This window comes from Chryseobacterium indologenes (assembly GCF_002025665.1).
GTDB classification, from domain to species: domain Bacteria; phylum Bacteroidota; class Bacteroidia; order Flavobacteriales; family Weeksellaceae; genus Chryseobacterium; species Chryseobacterium metallicongregator.
Map to the genome: position 1 here is coordinate 3999472 of NZ_CP018786.1, position 19234 is coordinate 4018705.

Annotated in this window: 20 protein-coding genes; 5 read left to right on the top strand and 15 right to left on the bottom strand. The window is 34.5% G+C overall.

The window, feature by feature from the left end; all coding sequences use genetic code 11:
- Positions 1–4: 4 nt before the first annotated feature.
- The 5 genes from efp to BUE84_RS18090 all read right to left on the bottom strand — a co-directional run bounded on the left by efp (position 5) and on the right by BUE84_RS18090 (position 5167).
- Complete coding sequence (gene efp / locus BUE84_RS18070; RefSeq protein ID WP_079242903.1) at positions 5–568, bottom strand: elongation factor P; 564 nt, start codon at positions 566–568, stop codon at positions 5–7.
- An 84-nt stretch (positions 569–652) separates the two neighbouring features.
- Positions 653–1447 (bottom strand): acyl-ACP--UDP-N-acetylglucosamine O-acyltransferase, encoded by a 795-nt coding sequence (gene lpxA / locus BUE84_RS18075; protein WP_062674059.1) that lies wholly within the window; start codon positions 1445–1447, stop codon positions 653–655.
- Positions 1448–2845, bottom strand: coding sequence for a bifunctional UDP-3-O-[3-hydroxymyristoyl] N-acetylglucosamine deacetylase/3-hydroxyacyl-ACP dehydratase (locus tag BUE84_RS18080; protein WP_079242904.1), 1398 nt, complete (start codon positions 2843–2845; stop codon positions 1448–1450).
- Complete coding sequence (gene lpxD / locus BUE84_RS18085) at positions 2838–3869, bottom strand: UDP-3-O-(3-hydroxymyristoyl)glucosamine N-acyltransferase (protein ID WP_079242905.1); 1032 nt, start codon at positions 3867–3869, stop codon at positions 2838–2840. The genes BUE84_RS18080 and lpxD overlap by 8 nt, the downstream gene beginning before the upstream one ends.
- Before the next feature lie 71 nt (positions 3870–3940).
- Positions 3941–5167 (bottom strand): HD domain-containing protein, encoded by a 1227-nt coding sequence (locus BUE84_RS18090; protein WP_079242906.1) that lies wholly within the window; start codon positions 5165–5167, stop codon positions 3941–3943.
- A 294-nt stretch (positions 5168–5461) separates the two neighbouring features.
- Between BUE84_RS18090 and BUE84_RS18095 the strand changes: the two genes are divergently transcribed.
- The 5 genes from BUE84_RS18095 to BUE84_RS18115 all read left to right on the top strand — a co-directional run bounded on the left by BUE84_RS18095 (position 5462) and on the right by BUE84_RS18115 (position 10377).
- Positions 5462–7045: a S41 family peptidase gene (locus tag BUE84_RS18095; protein ID WP_158521382.1), complete on the top strand. Its 1584-nt coding sequence runs from the start codon at positions 5462–5464 to the stop codon at positions 7043–7045.
- A 132-nt stretch (positions 7046–7177) separates the two neighbouring features.
- On the top strand, positions 7178–8722 hold the full coding sequence (locus tag BUE84_RS18100; protein WP_034699150.1) for a bifunctional response regulator/alkaline phosphatase family protein: 1545 nt from the start codon (positions 7178–7180) through the stop codon (positions 8720–8722).
- Between the two features lie 121 nt (positions 8723–8843).
- Positions 8844–9221, top strand: a complete 378-nt coding sequence (locus BUE84_RS18105) for an MliC family protein (RefSeq protein WP_079242908.1) — start codon at positions 8844–8846, stop codon at positions 9219–9221.
- Positions 9222–9322: 101 nt separating this feature from the next.
- On the top strand, positions 9323–9613 hold the full coding sequence (locus tag BUE84_RS18110) for a YciI family protein (protein WP_079242909.1): 291 nt from the start codon (positions 9323–9325) through the stop codon (positions 9611–9613).
- Positions 9613–10377: an exodeoxyribonuclease III gene (locus tag BUE84_RS18115; RefSeq protein ID WP_079242910.1), complete on the top strand. Its 765-nt coding sequence runs from the start codon at positions 9613–9615 to the stop codon at positions 10375–10377. Before BUE84_RS18110 ends, BUE84_RS18115 begins: the two co-directional genes overlap by 1 nt.
- A 70-nt stretch (positions 10378–10447) precedes the next feature.
- On the opposite strand, the gene BUE84_RS18120 is transcribed toward BUE84_RS18115, so the two are convergent.
- From BUE84_RS18120 to BUE84_RS18165, 10 genes are all read right to left on the bottom strand, one after another.
- On the bottom strand, positions 10448–10819 hold the full coding sequence (locus tag BUE84_RS18120) for a septal ring lytic transglycosylase RlpA family protein (protein ID WP_047434513.1): 372 nt from the start codon (positions 10817–10819) through the stop codon (positions 10448–10450).
- Between the two features lie 563 nt (positions 10820–11382).
- Positions 11383–12090: a hypothetical protein gene (locus tag BUE84_RS18125; protein ID WP_079242911.1), complete on the bottom strand. Its 708-nt coding sequence runs from the start codon at positions 12088–12090 to the stop codon at positions 11383–11385.
- A gap of 17 nt (positions 12091–12107) precedes the next feature.
- On the bottom strand, positions 12108–12695 hold the full coding sequence (locus BUE84_RS18130; protein WP_145953291.1) for a hypothetical protein: 588 nt from the start codon (positions 12693–12695) through the stop codon (positions 12108–12110).
- Positions 12696–13089: 394 nt separating this feature from the next.
- Positions 13090–14391: a 30S ribosomal protein S12 methylthiotransferase RimO gene (gene rimO / locus BUE84_RS18135; protein ID WP_079242913.1), complete on the bottom strand. Its 1302-nt coding sequence runs from the start codon at positions 14389–14391 to the stop codon at positions 13090–13092.
- Between the two features lie 95 nt (positions 14392–14486).
- On the bottom strand, positions 14487–15032 hold the full coding sequence (gene rfbC / locus BUE84_RS18140; RefSeq protein ID WP_034699135.1) for a dTDP-4-dehydrorhamnose 3,5-epimerase: 546 nt from the start codon (positions 15030–15032) through the stop codon (positions 14487–14489).
- A 14-nt stretch (positions 15033–15046) separates the two neighbouring features.
- The gene (locus tag BUE84_RS18145; protein ID WP_079242914.1) at positions 15047–15616 is read right to left on the bottom strand and encodes a sugar transferase; all 570 of its coding nucleotides are present in this window, start codon (positions 15614–15616) and stop codon (positions 15047–15049) included.
- A gap of 14 nt (positions 15617–15630) precedes the next feature.
- Entirely contained in the window at positions 15631–16767 is a 1137-nt protein-coding gene (locus BUE84_RS18150) for an aminotransferase class I/II-fold pyridoxal phosphate-dependent enzyme (RefSeq protein WP_079242915.1), read from the bottom strand.
- A 20-nt stretch (positions 16768–16787) separates the two neighbouring features.
- On the bottom strand, positions 16788–17381 hold the full coding sequence (locus tag BUE84_RS18155; RefSeq protein WP_079242916.1) for an acetyltransferase: 594 nt from the start codon (positions 17379–17381) through the stop codon (positions 16788–16790).
- A 9-nt stretch (positions 17382–17390) separates the two neighbouring features.
- Positions 17391–17993, bottom strand: a complete 603-nt coding sequence (locus BUE84_RS18160; protein WP_079242917.1) for a sugar transferase — start codon at positions 17991–17993, stop codon at positions 17391–17393.
- A gap of 42 nt (positions 17994–18035) precedes the next feature.
- A complete protein-coding gene (locus BUE84_RS18165) occupies positions 18036–19217 on the bottom strand; it encodes an O-antigen ligase family protein (protein ID WP_145953292.1) in 1182 nt (393 codons plus the stop codon).
- Positions 19218–19234: the final 17 nt, after the last annotated feature.

Consider the following 19234-nt stretch of genomic DNA (forward strand, 5'->3'; position numbering starts at 1 on the left):
TTTATTATTTTACTCTTTCTAAGTAGCTACCGTCTTCAGTGCTTACTTTAATTCTGTCTCCCGGCTCGATGAACAAAGGAACCATTACTCTTGCTCCTGTTTCAACGATTGCGTTTTTAAGGGCATTTGTTGCAGTGTTTCCTTTTACCCCCGGATCAGCTTCAATAACATCAAGATATACTGACTGTGGAAGTTCAGCAGAAAGTGGAGTTTCATCAACTTCTTTCAGGATGATTGTTACTTCTTCACCAGCTTTCATAAACTGAGCATTCTCAATCATTTCTTTATTGATATATAGCTGAGAGAAGTCATCATTGTTCATGAAGTGGAATCCATTCTCATCATCGTACAGATACTGGAATTTTCTAGTGATTACTTTAACTTCATCAATTTTGTGTCCAGCAGAGAAAGTATTATCAATTACTTTACCGTTAGTCACAGATTTTAATTTTGTTCTTACGAAAGCAGGTCCTTTCCCTGGTTTTACGTGAAGAAACTCGATTACTTTAAAAATATCGTTGCTATACTCGATGCAAAGACCTTTTCTGATATCGTTACTTGTTGCCATTAATATATATTATCTTTTTTACTTAAATTTTATTGGCTGGCAAGCAAACAGGCAGATTTGCAAATTTGCTTTTTAGCATTTCTTTTAATTACTCTCTTTACCGGTTCCGTATCCTTTTACGATACCTCTTGGTGAGTTTTGAATAAACTGTAAGATTTCATCTCTTTCAGCCGTTGGAAGCATTTCTTTTTCAATATGGGAAATAGCCTGAGAAACGTTCATCTTCATTTGGAAGATTGCTCTGTAGATTTTCTGGATTTCAAAGATCTTTTCATTCGTAAATCCTCTTCTTCTTAAACCAACAGAATTAATACCAGCATAAGACATAGGTTCTCTTGCTACTTTTACATAAGGTGGAATATCTTTTCTTACCAAAGTACCTCCGGAAATCATTACATGTTTTCCGATTTTACCAAATTGGTGAACCGCTGATAAACCTCCCATTACTGTATAATCTCCAATCTCCACGTGTCCTGCAATACCACAACCGTTTACAATGATAACGTGATCTCCGATAACGCAATCATGTGCAATGTGTGAAGTAGCCATAATAAGACAGTGAGCACCTATTTTAGTATATCCTAAAGCCTTTGTACCTCTGTTTACGGTAACGCACTCTCTGATTGTCGTTTCGTCACCAATAATTACCTGGGTATCTTCACCATCAAATTTCAGATCCTGGGGAATTGCAGAGATTACAGTCCCAGGGAAAATCCTACAGTTCTTCCCTATTCTTGCTCCATCCATAATGGTTACATTAGGACCAATCCATGTTCCTTCTCCGATTTCTACGTCCCCTGCAATGGTAGTGAAAGGTTCTACGATTACATTTTTGCTGATTTTCGCACGTTTATCTACGGCTGCTAATTGATGAATCATTTAATCAACTTTATTTTTTGCAACTTGAGCCATAAGCTCTGCTTCTACTGCTACAGTGTCTCCTACATATCCATATCCCTGCATATGAACAATTCCTCTTCTGATAGGCTCTATCAATTCAATTTTGAATATAAGCGTATCTCCTGGAATTACTTTTCTTTTGAATTTCACCTTATCAATTTTGATGAAATACGTAGAATAGTTTTCAGGATCCGGAACGCTGGCCAATACAAGAATTCCTCCTGTCTGCGCTAATGCTTCTACCTGAAGGACTCCAGGCATTACCGGTTCTTTAGGGAAGTGTCCAACGAAGAAAGGTTCGTTCATTGTTACATTTTTCAACCCTACAACATGAGAGTCTGAAAGTTCAAGAACTTTATCAATTAATAAGAACGGAGGTCTGTGAGGCATAAGCTTCATAATTCCGTTGATATCGAATACCGGTTCTTTTGTTAAGTCAAAATCCGGAACGTTTTTCTTTTTCTGCAATTTCCACTGGCGGTTTAGTTTTTTCGCAAACTGAGTATTCACAAAGTGTCCCGGTTTGTTAGCAATAACTTTACCTTTTATTTTTACACCTGCCAAAGCAAGGTCACCGATTACGTCCAGTAATTTGTGTCTCGCTGCTTCGTTAGGATAGTTTAAATTAAGATTGTCAAGAATACCGTTTGGTCTGATAGATACATTATCTTTTCCAAAGGCTTTCTTTAATTTTTCTGTAGTATCAGGAGTAAGATCTTTATCTACATATACAATGGCATTGGAAATATCTCCACCTTTGATCAAACCATGATCTAAAAGCATTTCCAGTTCATGCAGGAAGCTGAATGTTCTTGCTGATGAGATTTCGTCTTTAAATTCTGAAATATTTTTAAGCGTAGCATTCTGAGTACCTAATACTTTAGTCCCAAAATCTACCATAGTAGTTACTTCGTAAGTATCTGAAGGAATGATGGTGATTTCCGAACCTGTAGCCGGATCACTGTATGTAAGAACTTCTTTTACCACAAGATATTCTCTTGCAACCGTTTGTTCTGCTACTTCTACACTTTCGATAGCTTCCACAAAATATTTTGAGGATCCATCCAAAATAGGAGGTTCAGAGGCATCCATTTCTAAAATTGCGTTATCAATATCACAACCAACAAGGGCTGCTAAAAGGTGTTCGCAAGTGGTAATTTTCACCCCTAATTTTTCTAACGTAGTTCCTCTTTCAGTTGCTACAACATAATTTACATCAGCTTCTACCTGAGGATGTCCCTCCAAGTCTGTTCTTACAAATACAAAACCTGTATTTTCTTTAGCAGGTTTAATGGTAAGTTTTACTTCTTTACCAGTATGAAGGCCAATTCCAGAAAGAGTTACCTCTTGCTGAAGTGTTTTTTGCATATCACTCATTAGTATTATCTTTTGAGTTATTCTCAAGATTATTTATTCTATTTACTATTCCAGGTAAGTTCCTGAAATGAACATAACTCCTTAAATAGTCATTGTAACTGATTGCTGGTGAACCGTACAATGTTTCTCTGTCATTAACACTGGAATTCACGCCACTCTGAGCCTGAATTTTCACCTGGTTCCCTATTTTGATATGCCCTACGACACCTACCTGGCCACCAATCTGATTCCAGTCACCAATAGTTGTAGATCCGGCAATTCCTGCCTGTGCAGCAATTACATTGTTCTGACCAATTTTCACGTTGTGGGCAATCTGAATCAGGTTATCAATCTTAGTTCCTTTTCCTATTATTGTAGAGCCTATTGTAGCTCTGTCGATACTACAGTTTGAACCAATTTCTACATCGTCTTCAATAATCACATTTCCAAGCTGTGGTATTTTTTTGAAGCCATCAGCTGTTGGCTGGAAACCAAAACCATCACCTCCGATTACCGTATTGGAATGAATTACGCAGTTATCCCCAATAATACAGTAGTCATAAATTCTGGCTCCACTGTCTATCTTACAGTTTTTACCAATTTTCACGCCTTTTCCTATATATACATGTGGATAGATTTGTGATCCTTCCCCGATCTTAGCTTTCTCAGAAACATACGTAAATGCTCCGATATAGGCTTTATCTCCTATAATAGCTGTATCATGAATAGACGAACCGTTTTCAATACCTTCTTTTCTTCCCTGCATCTCCTGATATAAATTCATCAGAATCTGAAAAGAAAGATAGGCATCTTTTACAACGATTAAGGTAGGGTTATAATGATTTTTCTCCAGAAGTTGTTCCGAAACGATGATAACAGAGCACTTTGAGCTATCCAAAAAATGAGAAAACCGATCCTGTGCTATAAAAGATAGATGTCCTGATTCCCCATTTTCAATTGGTGAAACTCCCGTAATAAGTGCATTCTCGTCACCTATTATTTTTCCGTCAATAAAACTTGCAATTTGCGAAGCTGTAAATTCCATATTCTGCAAAGATAAGAAATTCTATAATTTGCAAACATGTTTTAGTTTCAGATCGTAAATTTTAATATTCTTTAAGAGTCCAGTCTGGAGATATCTCTTGGAAACATAAGGATATAGCGGGTCGTCTTATTCACGATTAATCCTGATAAAAGCTGATCTTCCGACTCATGCAGCCTTGTTCTTTTTCCATTTTTATGCAATAAATAAATCGGTTGTTTCTCTGCATGATAAGGCAATAATTTTCTTTTAATTTCATGAACCAATTCATTACCATTATTGATTCCGAAAAGTTCATTGCTCTTTTTTATTTTTTCCTCAATTATTTCCTGATCAAATGGATGTGATGAAATAATGGTTTTAGGCAAATTTCTCTGAATTACACATTTACACCAATACGACAAAACAAAATCATCAGAATTCTGCCATTCTTTCATTGCCTGAATCACATCATTGTCATCAAGTTTGGTAAATCGCTCTATATCTTCATCCGTTGCGGCACTCTTTTCACGGTATAAGAAATATTTCAGATTATCCGTTGCGGGAAGTTCTGCGCCTTGGGAAATCAGATACTTTGCTCTTTCAAGGATTTTGACTAAAAGAAACTCTGCCAACGCTGAAGTTTTATGATAATATACCTGCCAGTACATAAACATTCTGGCCGTCAGGAAATTTTCAATGGAATAGATCCCTTTTGCATCAATCACCAGCTCGCCTTCTTCACATACATTCATCATAGAGATAATTCTCTGGGTATTAATATTTCCTTCGGAAACTCCTGTAAAAAAACTGTCTCTTTTAAGATAATCCAAACGGTCAACATCCAATTGGGAAGAGATCAGTTGATTGAAAAATTTTCTGTGATATTTCCCCTGGAACATTTCAATAGCCATTGAAAGCTGACCTTCAAATTCTTCATTTAGTTTATTCATCAATAATAAAGAAAGGTTTTCATGATGCCAGTCATCCATCAGCATACTTTCCAGCGCATGTGAAAACGGACCATGACCAATATCATGCATCAGAATAGCCAGCATCGCTCCTTTTTCTTCTTCCTCAGAAATTTTCACTCCTTTCTGCTTCAATGTTTCCAAAGCAGTGAACATCAAATGCATTGCTCCAAGAGCATGGTGAAATCTTGTATGGGTAGCACCGGGAAATATCAGGTTCAAAAGTCCGGTCTGCCCGATTCTTCTTAATCTCTGAAAGTAGGGATGCTCGATGATATCAAATAAAATTTCGTGTGGAATTTTGATAAACCCGTGAACAGGATCGTTGATGATTTTTAGCTTATTCTGCATTGAAACGTCAGTATTAGTAAACAAAGTTAGGCATTTTAAAATTTAGCCTTTTATTAAATTACTATTAAGATATTGGGATAAGACAATGATCTACCGAATATTTTTCATTAAAAACACCATCGTTTCAATTTCAGAAATTGTTTGGCATCTATTTATTATCAATTCAAGATTTTTTGAAATCCTTTTGTGCCTGTTATATTAAAGGATTATCTTTGAGAGAAAACACGGCAACCTTTAATGAGACGCTTCTCGCTTTTCCTCTTTTTATTTTTAAGTTTAAACTTTTCCGCACAAATGATCACCGAGACCCAAAAATTGGAATCTCTGTGCAGGGTTTGGGGATTTTTAAAATATTACCATCCTCAGGTTGCAAAAGGAAACCTGAACTGGGACAAGCAGCTTTTTCAAAAAATCAAGGAGCTTGAAAATATTCATGATAAAAAATCTCTTAATATTCTTTATTCCGAATGGATTAAAAGCCTCGGAGAAGTTCCACTATGTAAAGAATGTTCAGTACAAGATCAGAAAGTTTATTTTCTCAAAAACTTTGACCTACGCTGGATTGATAATTCGCAAATTTTCTCTGATGATGTATCTCAAAAACTTCGTTACATTGAAAATAACAGGAATCTTAGAGATAATCATTATTTTGGAAAAGGGGGAAGAAAAATATATTTTAGGAATGAAAAATCCTATGGTTCTAAATTTAATTCCCAAACAATTAGCTTACTGGAATTATTCAGATACTGGAATTATGTAGAATATTTCTTTCCTTATAAATATGAAACCGATCAGAACTGGAATGATGTCATTACAGAAATGATCCCAAAATTTCTCATGATTGATAATGACGAAAATTTTCACCTGACATTAGCAGAACTCGTCACTAAAACAGATGACTCACACGCCTATATTTCGTCAAAAGAAATTCAACTTAACCTGTATGGTCAACGAAAAGTTCCGGTAGAATACACTTATGCTGAAGGAAAACTAGTGATTATAAAAGTTAACGACACACGATCCGGACATAAAAGCCCTCTGCATCCTGGAGATGTTATTTATGATATTGAAGGAAAAACCATTCCGCAAGTGATCAACAATTTGGCAAAATATGTACCCGCTTCCAACTCATGGGGTAAGGTCAGCAAAATAAAAGACAAACTGCTATTCAGCAACAATGATTCTATTAGTGTAAAGATTGAAAGAGACGGGCAAAATATGGTAATAAAAACCAGAACACACCTTATTAAAGATATTATTCATGAAAAAATTCCGGTTCCTAAAAAGTGGAAATTTATGGATGATGAAAAGAAAATCGGGTATGTCCATATGGGAATTTTAGAAAAGGAAGATCTTGATGAAATGTACGGCAGTTTAAAATCTGCAAAAGCTATTATTTTTGATCTCAGGCATTATCCAAGACAAACAATCATTCCCTTAAGTTATCTTCTTCTTCCCAACCCCTCAATTTACTATCAGTTTACTTTTCCTGACACCAGCTATCCCGGAAAATTTTACAGCAGAAAAAATGTTACCGGCAGAAAGAATCCTGAATACTATAAAGGAAATGTAATCGTTTTAGTAGATGAGAATACGCAAAGCCAGGCAGAAACCACAACCATGATGTTCAAACAACATCCGAAAGCGAAAATTATCGGAAGTAATAGTTCAGGAGCCAACGGAGATGTCATTATGTTTAAAATTGCCGACCTTGATACACGGTTTACAGGCCTGGGTGCTTATTACCCGGATGGCAGAGAAACCCAAAGAATCGGAATTATTCCTGACATCTTTATAAAACCAAGTATAAAAGGGCTCAAAAACGGAAAAGACGAAGTACTGGAAAAGGCTTTGGAATATATAAAAAACACGGATTAAATGAAACGAAAATGTGAATTATTTTACAGTATTTTCATTTAACTAATATTTAACTTTTAATCTTTCGATTTTGTGAGATTTTAAAAGGATTTGGTCAACATTTTGATACAATAACCATGTAAAAAATAAATTATGTCAGAAAAGATATTATGGATCGATGATGAAATAGATTTACTTAAACCTCATATCGTATTTTTAGAAAAGAAAGGTTATCAGGTAACCCCTGTTAACAATGTAAATGAGGCTTTGGAACTTATGGATTCAGAGAAATTCGCTTTAACACTCATTGATGAAAATATGCCCGGCATTTCCGGATTAGAAGCCATTCCTATGATTAAGGAAAAAGATAATGCCTTAAAAATTGTCATGGTGACCAAAAGCGAAGAGGAACACATTATGGAAGAAGCTATCGGTTCCCAGATTGCCGATTATATATTAAAGCCTGTAAATCCTAACCAGATATTACTTTCCTTAAAGAAAAACCTTCAGCAGGATAATCTTGTTGAACAAAAAACAATTCTCCAATACCAGCAGGAATTCAGAAACCTTTCCATGGAACTTTCTTACCTGAGAACGTATCAGGAATGGGCTGAATATTATAAAAAGATCCTTAGCTGGGAAATCAAATTTGATAAAGTAGCAGACAATGAGTTTGCCGATCTTTTGCAATCTCAGAAAGAAGAAGCTAACATTCAATTTGCTAAGTTTATTGAGAAAAATTATGCAGACTGGCTTATTGATACAGACAAGCCTCTAATGAGCCACACGCTTTTCAAAGAAAAAGTAAAACCTGAGGTGGAAAAAGAGAAAGTTCTTTTACTGATGGTAGACAATCTTCGTTACGATCAGTGGAAAGTGATTGAACCTTTATTTACAAAATATTACAATAAAGTTTCGGAAGATTATTACTACAGTATTCTTCCTACGGCAACACAGTACGCGAGAAACTCTTTCTTTGCAGGATTAATGCCGTCTGAGATTGAGAAACGTTTCCCTGATAAATGGTTCAATGATAATGAAGAGGGAAATAAAAATGAATTTGAGCGTGATTTCCTTGAAGATCAGATGAAAAGAATTGGTCTCGGATCAAAATCTATGAAGTACCTTAAAGTACTGAACGCTGATTTTGAAAGAAAGATCTATGATGATTTCAATCAGCATAAAAATAATGACCTGCTTGTAATTGTCTATAACTTTATTGATATCCTGTCACACGCGAAAACAGACAATCATATTGTAGATCAGTTGATCCGCGATGATAAGACTTTCCGTTCTCTTACTTTCAACTGGTTTGAAAATTCTTCCTTACTGAAGATTATTAAATCGGCCGCAGAAAACGGGTATAAGCTGGTTATCACTACAGATCACGGAACGGTATACGTGAAAAAACCAAGTAAAGTGGTAGGAGACAGAGAAACTTCTACGAATATCAGATATAAAACAGGTAAAAGCTTAACGTATGACGACAGTGATGTATGGGCCATTACCAACCCTGAAAAGCTTTTCCTTCCAAAAGGAAACCTAAGCTCGAAATATATTTTTGCTAAAAACAATATATTCCTGGCCTATCCTAAAAATTACAATCATTTTGTTAATTACTATAAAGAAACTTACCAGCATGGAGGAATTTCACTTGAAGAGTGTATTATTCCTATCAGCGTATTAGAACCCAAGTAGTTTTTTTCATAGTTTATTTAATTTTGGGTTAAAGGCGGAAAAAATCGAATGATTTTTTCCGCCTCTTTTTTAAGGCACTTATTTTGCATACTAGAAGGCAACCTTAAATAAATATAATCTTATGAAAAAGCACATTTTTATTGCAGCTGCATTTGCAGCCTTATTTTTAACTTCATGTAATAAAGAAAAGAAAGCAACAGACTCCACTCCTACTCCTGTAGACAGTGTTGCTTCTAAGCCGTCTGATTCAGCTGCTGTATCAGGAACTCAGGATGAAATTGTAAAAAGTAGTTCGAAAGACAGCAGTGGAAAAACATTGGATATGACTTTCAATAATACCAAAAATACAGCTACGGTAGTTTTCAACAATGAAACAATTGAACTACAGGGGCAAAAGCCTGCATCAGGAATATGGTATAAGAATGATCATTATGAACTGAGAGGTAAAGGCGAGGAAATAGAATTGACAAAAGACGGTAAAACAGTTTTCAAAAAATAAGATCCCTTACTAAAAATATAAAAAGTCGGCTTTGAAATTCAAAACCGGCTTTTTTATTTTTACCTCTTTCTTATAGTTCATATCTTCGTAAAAAATAAATCATGTTTATTATTTCCCTTACCTATAAGAGTTCTATTGAAAATATAGAAAAACTTATTCCCCAGCATAATATTTTCCTCAGCAAACATTATGACTCCGGACAGTTCATTGCCTCAGGAAGAAAAGAACCAAGAACGGGAGGGATCATTATTGCTAAAGCAGTATCTAAAAAAGAGGTTGAGCAGATCATCACTGAAGATCCTTTTTATATTCAGGAGGTTGCAGATTATACTATTACCGAATTTATCCCATCCAAATACAACGAAAACTTTAAACTTTTTATAGAAGACTAATGAAATTAATTACATACAACGTCAATGGAATCAGAGCGGCTTTCACAAAAGATTTTCTGGGCTGGCTGAAAACTGCCGATCCGGATATCATCTGTATTCAGGAGAGCAAAGCAGGAAACGATCAGATAGATATCGAAAGTCTTGAAAAATTAGGATATCACAGTTATTGGCATTCTGCAGTAAGAAAAGGCTATAGTGGGGTCGGAATTGCCTCAAAAATAAAACCCAATCATGTAGAGTATGGTTGTGGTATCGAAAGCTATGATAATGAAGGAAGAATCATCCGTGCTGATTTTGACGGATATTCTGTGATTTCAGTGTACGTTCCTTCCGCTTCTAATATCGAAAGACTGGATTTTAAAATGCAGTTCTGCCATGACTTTCTTGAGTACATCAAGAATTTAAAAAAAGAAATTCCCAACCTTATTATATCCGGAGATTTCAATATCTGCCATGAAGCTATTGATATTCACAATCCTGTTGGTCTAAAGAATGTCTCAGGATTTCTTCCTATGGAAAGAGAATGGATGACCAGTTTCATCAATGAATGTGAACTGATTGACAGTTTCAGATTCTTTAATAATGAACCGGATAATTATACGTGGTGGAGCTACCGACAAAATTCAAGGGAAAGAAATAAAGGCTGGAGGTTAGATTATAACTTCACTTCCTATAGTTTAAAAGATAAGCTTACAAGGGCTGTTATTTTAAAGGAAGCTGTACATTCTGACCATTGTCCTGCATTATTGGAATTGGATGTATAATCAACGCTATATTCATCCATACAAAAAGCCAGCTGAATCAGCTGGCTTTTTTTTAATTTAAATCATAAAATTAATCGACAATTTCATATTCGACCGGAATAGTACCATGGCTGATATCTCCGATCTCATCGAACGCAGCTTTAGACATGTCTAAAGATCTTGATGAATGGTAAGGCCCTCTGTCATTAATTCTTACTATTACCTCTTTACCATTTTTAAGGTTTGTTACCTTAACGTTTGTTCCAAATGGAAGCGTTCTGTTTGCTGCAGTGAACTTTGAGTTATCAAAGATTTCTCCGCTGGCAGTTTTTCTACCGTTAAATCTATCGTGGTAGTACGATGCATAACTTGTTTTTTTCGCATCTAAGGCATTACTTGTAAAAGAGTAAACACCTAAGGTTGAAATCATCATTATGATTACGAGAATGAATCTTTTCATCATTTTGAACTTTTATTGGTTTTGACGGAGCAAATGTATCAGGAATCTTTATAAAACCCTATTCGATATGTTAAAAATAGTTAATAAAACATTAACAAAATGTTAAACAAAGCTGTAACCTCCTATGGATAGGGCTTTTACAACATACTGTTAAAAAGTGTTAAAAAAACACTTAAAAAGTTAACATAATTAACTAATTTATACATAATTTAAAAACTCTAAAAACAAAACAAACTGATAATCAATAATTTAAAAATACATATTGTTAAGATTTTAATCAAAAAAAAATAATTCCAAAATTAAATTTCTTAAATCCAAGATGAGAAAAAATGACCACCAGAATATGCTGAGCCTTATAATATCAAATTTCACAACCAGATTTTAACATCTAAATACAGTGTTAAAATTTCCTGACTATTCTTATTTCAAAAATAATAAGATAAAAATTTTAAAAATGAATGAATATTATTTACTACCATCGAAAAATAAAAGAACATCTCATCTCTTTAAAAGTAAAAAACCAATGACTTCTCATTGGTTTTTATTATGTAATTAAATAAATTTCTTTATTTTAAATATTCTAAAACATAATCATACGTTCCGTTCGGATATACCACAGACATACTTGGAGATCCTGTAACAGCAGCTCCTGTAGATGTATCATATGAATATAATTCTCTGGAATATACTGTATTAGTACCCGCCTTATAAATAGTAATTCCGTACATAGCAGTAATTCCGGCAGGAGCAGGAATTGTTACTGCAGTAGTAGTACCGTTTGCAGCAAAAGTTCCTTTTATACCATAAATTTGTGCACTATTTACTTGTCTGTTTGTAACAGTTTCAGTGGTAAGGATATTTTCTTTACCTCCTCCACCTAATGGCAACCATTGTCCTGAAACCGATGAAAATGCAGGTGTTGGAGTAGGATTACTGAAATAGTAAAAACCTACACTTACAGGTTGATTACCAATACCAGAACCAGTAGCAGGAGTAGTACCCGCAACAGAGTTATATACGATCATACCATCATATGCTGTAGGAAACTTTAATGCATTTGTTACTTGACTAACGAATGTAAAAGTAGTTAAGTTTGTTCTAGGAACAGATAAACCTTTTCCTAAGTTGTTGGATGAAGGGAAACTTGAAGCATCTAAGTAAACTGATTCTCCACCTATGGTTGCATTAATTGTATTATTTGTTTTGATCTGTGCATTAGAAAAGATACCCACAGCTAATAATACAAGAGCAGAAATTTTTTTATTTGTGTTCATTTCACTATTATTTTAAATTATAAACTTGTGCAATACCATGCACCACTGATGAAAGTATACTCTAATGCCGAACCTGATACTGCTGGTGAAGTAGTTGTACTAGAGTGAACACCAGTAACACTAAATCCAGCACCACCTGTAGCATCAACAATTCTGAATTTATCTCCGGCAACTGAAGTTGCTACTGCAGGAGCTGCAATAGTTACATTCGTAGTTACCAACATTGATTCATTCTTGTTAATGGCAGTCGATTGTGAAACGTTAGTATATCCGGTAACTGCAACAGAACCAACTATTGGTCTCCATTCAGGAACTGAATTATCAAAATAATAGAATCCAGGGCCTGTAATTTTAACTTTTCTTGCACCTGTACCTGTTCCGGAAGTAATGTAAACAATAGCTCCATTCTGAGGTGCACCGTATGTACCACTGGTGTCATCCTTAGAAGATAATTCTGCTGCCGTCATACGAGGGACTAGTAAGGCATCAGGTCTAGCATTGTCTGTAGTATTTGCTACTACGTCTAATGTTGCGGCAGGTGTGGTTGTGTTAATCCCCACTCGCCCTTGTTGAGCCTTAGAAACGGCCGAAAGGCCAACAAGCATAATTGCTGTTAATAAAAATTTTTTCATAAGTTTTTAAAGATTTTTAATTACATTTTTTCATCAATATTTCCAAAAAGGAAGATACATCTCAACTTGTGAACACTGAATTAAAATAAAATATTCAATAAGTATTTCAATTGATTTTTAGCTTTATTTCAATAATTAACTTGCTGAAAGCACATGATTTAAAAATATTGCTTCTTGCGCAAATTTAAGACATAATTTTCGATTTTAAATACATTATAATAGAAAATTAAAAAATCTTAATTGCACAAAATATTAATAAATTGATTATCAATTAAATAAAAACCCGCTACCGAGAAAATTCTATGTTAATTTTCGTTAATAAGTCAGTTTTACAAATGTTATTTCTGACTGATTAATAAGCGTTTAGCTAAACCAATTCTCCGTATAAGTCAAATTCTTCTGCAGAGGTAATTTTAACATCTGCAAATTCACCAATAGAAATATAAGTATCTTCTGCTGAGACCAAAACAGTATTATCAACATCCGGAGAATCATACTCTGTTCTTCCGATGAAATAATTTCCTTCTTTACGGTCAAACATACATCTGAATACTTTACCTATTTTTTCCTGATTTTTTTCCCACGAAATCTGAGATTGCAGCTCCATTATTTCTTCTACTCTTGCCTCTTTTACTTCCTGTGGAATATTATCTTCCAAAACATGGGCAGTAGTGTTCTCTTCGTGAGAATAGGTAAAGCATCCTAGTCTGTCAAACTTCTGCTCTCTTACCCAGTCTTTAAGCTCCTGAAATATCTCTTCTGTTTCTCCAGGATATCCAACGATAAGCGTTGTTCTGATCGCCATATCAGGAACTTTCTCTCTGAATTTACCTAAAAGAGCATCTGTTTTCTCATGGGTAGTTCCTCTCTTCATAGATTTCAGTAAATCTGAATTGATATGCTGAAGAGGAATATCTATATAGTTACATACTTTAGGTTCTTCACGGATAATATCAAGAACATCTTCAGGAAAACCGCTCGGGAAAGCATAGTGAAGACGAATCCATTCCACTCCTTCTACTTTTACCAATTCTTTTAAAAGATCACCCAATGCTCTCTTTTTATAAAGATCAAGACCATAGTAAGTAAGATCCTGAGCAATAAGAATTAATTCTTTTGTCCCTTTTTTGGCCAGTTTCTGAGCTTCTAAAACCAGTTTTTCGATTGGAGTTGAAATATGTCCTCCTCTCATCAATGGGATAGCACAGAAAGAACATGGTCTGTCACAACCTTCAGAAATTTTAAGGTATGCGTAATGTTTTGGAGTTGTTGTTAATCTTTCTCCTACCAGTTCATGTTTATAATCTGCTCCAAGATGCTTTAAAAGTATCGGAAGGTCTCTTGTTCCGAAATATTGATCTACATCCGGAATTTCTTTTATCAAATCCGGTTTATATCTTTCAGATAAACATCCTGTAACGAATACTTTCTCGACCTCACCTCTGTTTTTAGCATCAACATAATCAAGGATGGTATTGATAGACTCTTCTTTAGCATTATCGATAAATCCGCAGGTATTGATTACCACAATGTCCCCACGGTCTTCGTGAACCACTTCTTTGCCATTGGCCTTCAGCTGGCTCATTAATACTTCAGAATCATATACATTCTTGGAACATCCAAGAGTGACTACATTGATTTTCTTCTTCCCTACAGATTTTGTACGCATCGTTTTGATTTTGAGTCTGCAAAGATACAAAATATTGGAGAGTTAGGATTAAAAAATAAAAACCACTTTATAAAAGTGGTTTTCAGGGATATACTTTAAAAGTTTTTTTCTTTAAATCCGGGAGCATTCTGATCTTTATCTGAAAGTATGGCATCTTTTTCATCTACCTTCCAATCGATATCAAGATCGGGATCATTGAATTTCACACTGCCTTCTGATTCTTTGTTATAAAAATTATCACATTTATAAGAAAATACAGCATGGGTACTCAATACAGAAAAACCATGTCCGAAACCTCTCGGTACATAAAGCTGTAATTTATTTTCAGCAGTAAGTTCTATTCCGAACCATTTCCCGAATGTAGGAGAATCCTCTCTAAGGTCTACAGCCACATCCCAAACGCTTCCTTCAAGACAGGATACTAATTTTGCCTGGGCATGTTCACCTTTCTGAAGATGCAGTCCTCTCAATACTCCATAGGAAGATTTAGAAATATTATCCTGCACAAAGTGCCCGTTCATTCCGGTAAGTTCCTCAAATTTTTTTTCGTTGAACTTTTCAAAGAAGTAGCCTCTTTCGTCTTCAAAAATAGTAGGCTCTATGATGTAGCAGTCTTTAAGCGGGGTTTCTTTAATTTTCATAATAGTTAAAAACTCTATTTCAATGTGGTTATTAATGTTTTAAACAAGATCTTTATATCGTTTCTGAAAGACATATTTTCAAAATAGTCCAGATTCATTTTTACTTTGTTTGGAAATAATACTTCATCATTGTAAGCTAAAGGATTTTCCTGATTTTTCAGAAGATATTCTTCATCTCTGTATTTAATACTTGCTTCACAGGTAAGCCCCGGCTTGAGTTCCAAAACTTTTCTGTCTGCTCCGGTAAGCTTATCATAATAGCCTTCAATATCAGGTCTGGGACCTACAAAACTCATCTCACCTTTTAAAATATTAAACAATTGTGGAAATTCATCCAGCTTAAATTTTCTAAGAGTCTGCCCTATTTTTGAACATGTTCTCTGCTGTTCATGAATTGTTTTAATCTTAAAAATGGTAAATGGTTTTCCATACTGCCCTATTCGGGTCTGAAAAAAAATCCCATTGGAAGATGTATCCAAACTTGCAATCACAAATAAAATAATCAGTACCGGCATAAGAAAGAGGATCAATATTGCCGCTAAGACAAAATCAAAAATCGTTTTCCAATATTTATACTGATTCATTCAATTCAATGGTATTAAATTCCAAAGTAAGTATGCACTACTTTCGTTATTCTCTCTCTGTCATCATCTGACAGATTAGAACCTGAAGGAAGACATAATCCGTTATCAAAAAGTTTTTCAGAAACATTCCCACCATAGTAAGGAGACGTTTCAAAAACCGGCTGTAAATGCATTGGTTTCCAAAGTGGTCTGGATTCTATATTATCTTCTAAGAACGCAAGTCTTAAACTTTCTCTGTCTTTACCTGTGATTTCCGGATCAATGATTATCGCAGATAACCAGTGATTTGAATAAAAATCATCTCCAGATTCTGAAAATACAGTTACACCTTCAATATTTTTAAAAAGATCAACATAGAAGCTGTGCATGGCTCTACGGGCAGCAATTCTATCGTTAAGAACTTCCATCTGTCCTCTTCCTATTCCTGCTACAATATTACTCATTCTATAGTTGAAGCCAATCTGTGAATGCTGATAATGTGGTGCATTGTCTCTGGCTTGTGTAGAAAGGAAAACGGTTTTATCTTTATCTTCCTGAGTATGACAAACCATCGCTCCACCTCCTGAAGTGGTAATAATTTTATTTCCGTTAAAACTTAAAATCCCAAAACGTCCGAATGTTCCGCATGCCTGTCCTTTATAAGTTGAACCAAGTGCTTCTGCTGCGTCTTCAATCACAGGAATCTGGAATTCTTCAGCAATAGCCATAATTTCGTTCATTTTTGCAGGCATTCCGTAAAGGTGAACTACAATGATTGCCTTAGGCTTTGTTCCTTTCTGGATTCTGTCTTCAATAGCTTCTCTTAATGCTTTCGGGCACATATTCCATGTAACTGGCTCACTATCCACAAAAACAGGTATTGCTCCACAATATGCAATTGGGTTAGCTGAAGCAGAGAAAGTCATTGATTGGCAGATCACCTCATCACCATGTACAATTCCACATTCAATAAGAGCAAGGTGTAATGCTGCAGTACCTGCAGAAAGTGCAGCCACTTTTGCATTTCCACCTAAAAACTGTTCCAGATCACTTTCAAATCCGTTAACATTAGGTCCTAATGGAGCTACCCAGTTTTCTTCAAATGCTTCGTTGATATATTTTTGTTCATTCCCTCCCATATGTGGTGAGGACAACCAGATTTTAGTATTCATATTTTTGATTAGTAACTTGTTTATATAATATTTTTCTTGATAATTCTACCCGGATTTCCTACAACCACTGAATAATCAGGAATATCGTTAATAATTACCGCTCCGGCACCTATTACACACCATTTTCCTATTTTAATTCCCTGGATTACTGAAGCTCCGATTCCCACCTGAGAACCTTCTCCTACTTCTACTCCTCCGGCAAGTGCTGAATTGGGTGAAATATGAACAAAATCTTCAACCACGCAATCATGATCTACAGATGCATTGGTATTGATGATACAGTGTTTACCAATGGTAGTATCAGCATTAATTACAACTCCTCCCATGATTACTGTTCCCTCTTCTATTTTCACAGAACCAGAAATTATTGATTTTGGGTGTACTAAAGTACCCATCTCACTCTTTATCTGTTCTGCAATCTTTTTACGGGTAAGATTATTCCCAATTGAAATAATAAGTTTTTCCTTATCGTCCGGTAAAGTATTCAAGACTGGAAATCCGTAGCATTCCTTTTTAGTGACATCCTGATCTATGAATGCCTTAATTTTTATGTCATTAGCAGCAGCAATATCTGCAATTACCTTTCCATGTCCACTTGCTCCAAATAAATACATAGCTATCAATTAATTTCCTTGAAATGGTTCTATGGTAACGTGTCCATCAGCAGACACTCCTTCTCTGATAAATACTTTCTTCGCGGTAAGAAAAAAGATTTTGAAATCTAAAATAAAAGAGATGTTTTCTACATACCACACGTCATAGTCAAATTTCTGGTTCCATGATATTGCATTTCTTCCATTCACCTGTGCCCATCCTGTAATTCCGGGTCTCACTTCATGTCTTCGTGCCTGGTGCTCGTTATAAAGCGGCAGATATTGTACAAGAAGAGGTCTGGGACCAATAAGAGACATATCTCCTTTCAAAACATTGATCAACTGTGGAATTTCATCCAAGGATGTTTTACGAACGAATGAGCCTATAGCTGTTAGTCTTTCTGCATCTGATAAAAGGTTTCCATTGGAATCCTTTTTATCATTCATGGTTTTAAACTTTATAATTTTAAATACTTTCCCATTTTTCCCAGGTCTTAACTGGAAGAAAAAGGGTTTTCCCTCATTAGCCAGGAATAAACCTATCATCACAACAAGGAAAATCGGAAGCAATAAGGTAATTCCCATCAGAGAAAATACAAAGTCAAAAATTCTCTTTAAATAATTTTTATACATTCTTAAAAGTTAGATCTGTTCGTCATCATACATGGTGAGCTTTTACTCAATTCTTTTGTTTTTTGTGGTATAACTAATACCAATAATTATTGAACTAAAGTACAAAAATTCCGGTATATTAAAAAGATTACAGGATGTCTGTACAAGCGTAAAATATTGCAAAAATAAAGCAAAAATAACTTTATAGTATATATTACTTTTGTTTATGTTCCAGAAAATAGAAGCATTTTGAAATACTGGTAAAAATTTTAGAAAATAAATAATTAACCCTAGAATACCGGTAGCCATTAAAAGTTCTAAAAAGATATTATGGGGATGAACTCCATCTTCAAATAATATTCTTCCTCCTAAGACAGGATTTGAATTAAAAATTTCAAGAGCTCCTTTATATAATGGTTCTCTGCTTGAGGTATCTCCCAGTGCAAGCCATTTATACATTCTGTTAAAGCTTGTTATGAATCCGCCACCATATTGTTCGTGGAGAAAAATAAGACCTATCAATAACAAAATTAATGTAATGGCATATAACAAATATTTTTTATTTCCCTTTAAAAGAACCATATAAAAAGAGCTTACAGCAATAGCAATTAAAGGACTCCTCGCCATAGATTGTATTACATTAAAAAGTCCTAAAAAAAGACAGAAGAATAAAAAATATGATTTGTAATCTTTTTTACAAAATAAAAGCAAAAATAATGAGATGATAAACAACGAGGCTCCTATATGACCATACATAATGTAGTATGTACTAAAAATATGATCTAAGTTGATATAACCATATATATAATTAACAACAAGAAGACCACATAAAATAAAGAGACAGTATTTTGTAATACTTTTGAAATCTACTTTATTGTAATTAATACATAATAACGCCGCACTAGGAAGGAGATTCATAAATAAGATTCTGAAGATATCCTCATTCTCTAATACTATTACATCCTTGTTAAACGAATAATTATTAAATGAATAGGTAAGCTTGATAATATAGAAAATCCAAAATCCAACAAGGCTTATCAATGAAATATTTTTAAAACTAATATTTCTTTTTTCTCTATAAATTATGAATACAGAAAATACAATAATAAAAATCCGATAAGGTATAGAAAAGTTCCTTGGATTCATTTCCAAAGGCTTTGCAAAAGAAATAGCAATGGTATTTCCTACCATAACAGATAACAGGAATAGTTTATAAATGAAATTATTATTAATAGTAATTTTCAAGATAAATCCTAATATTT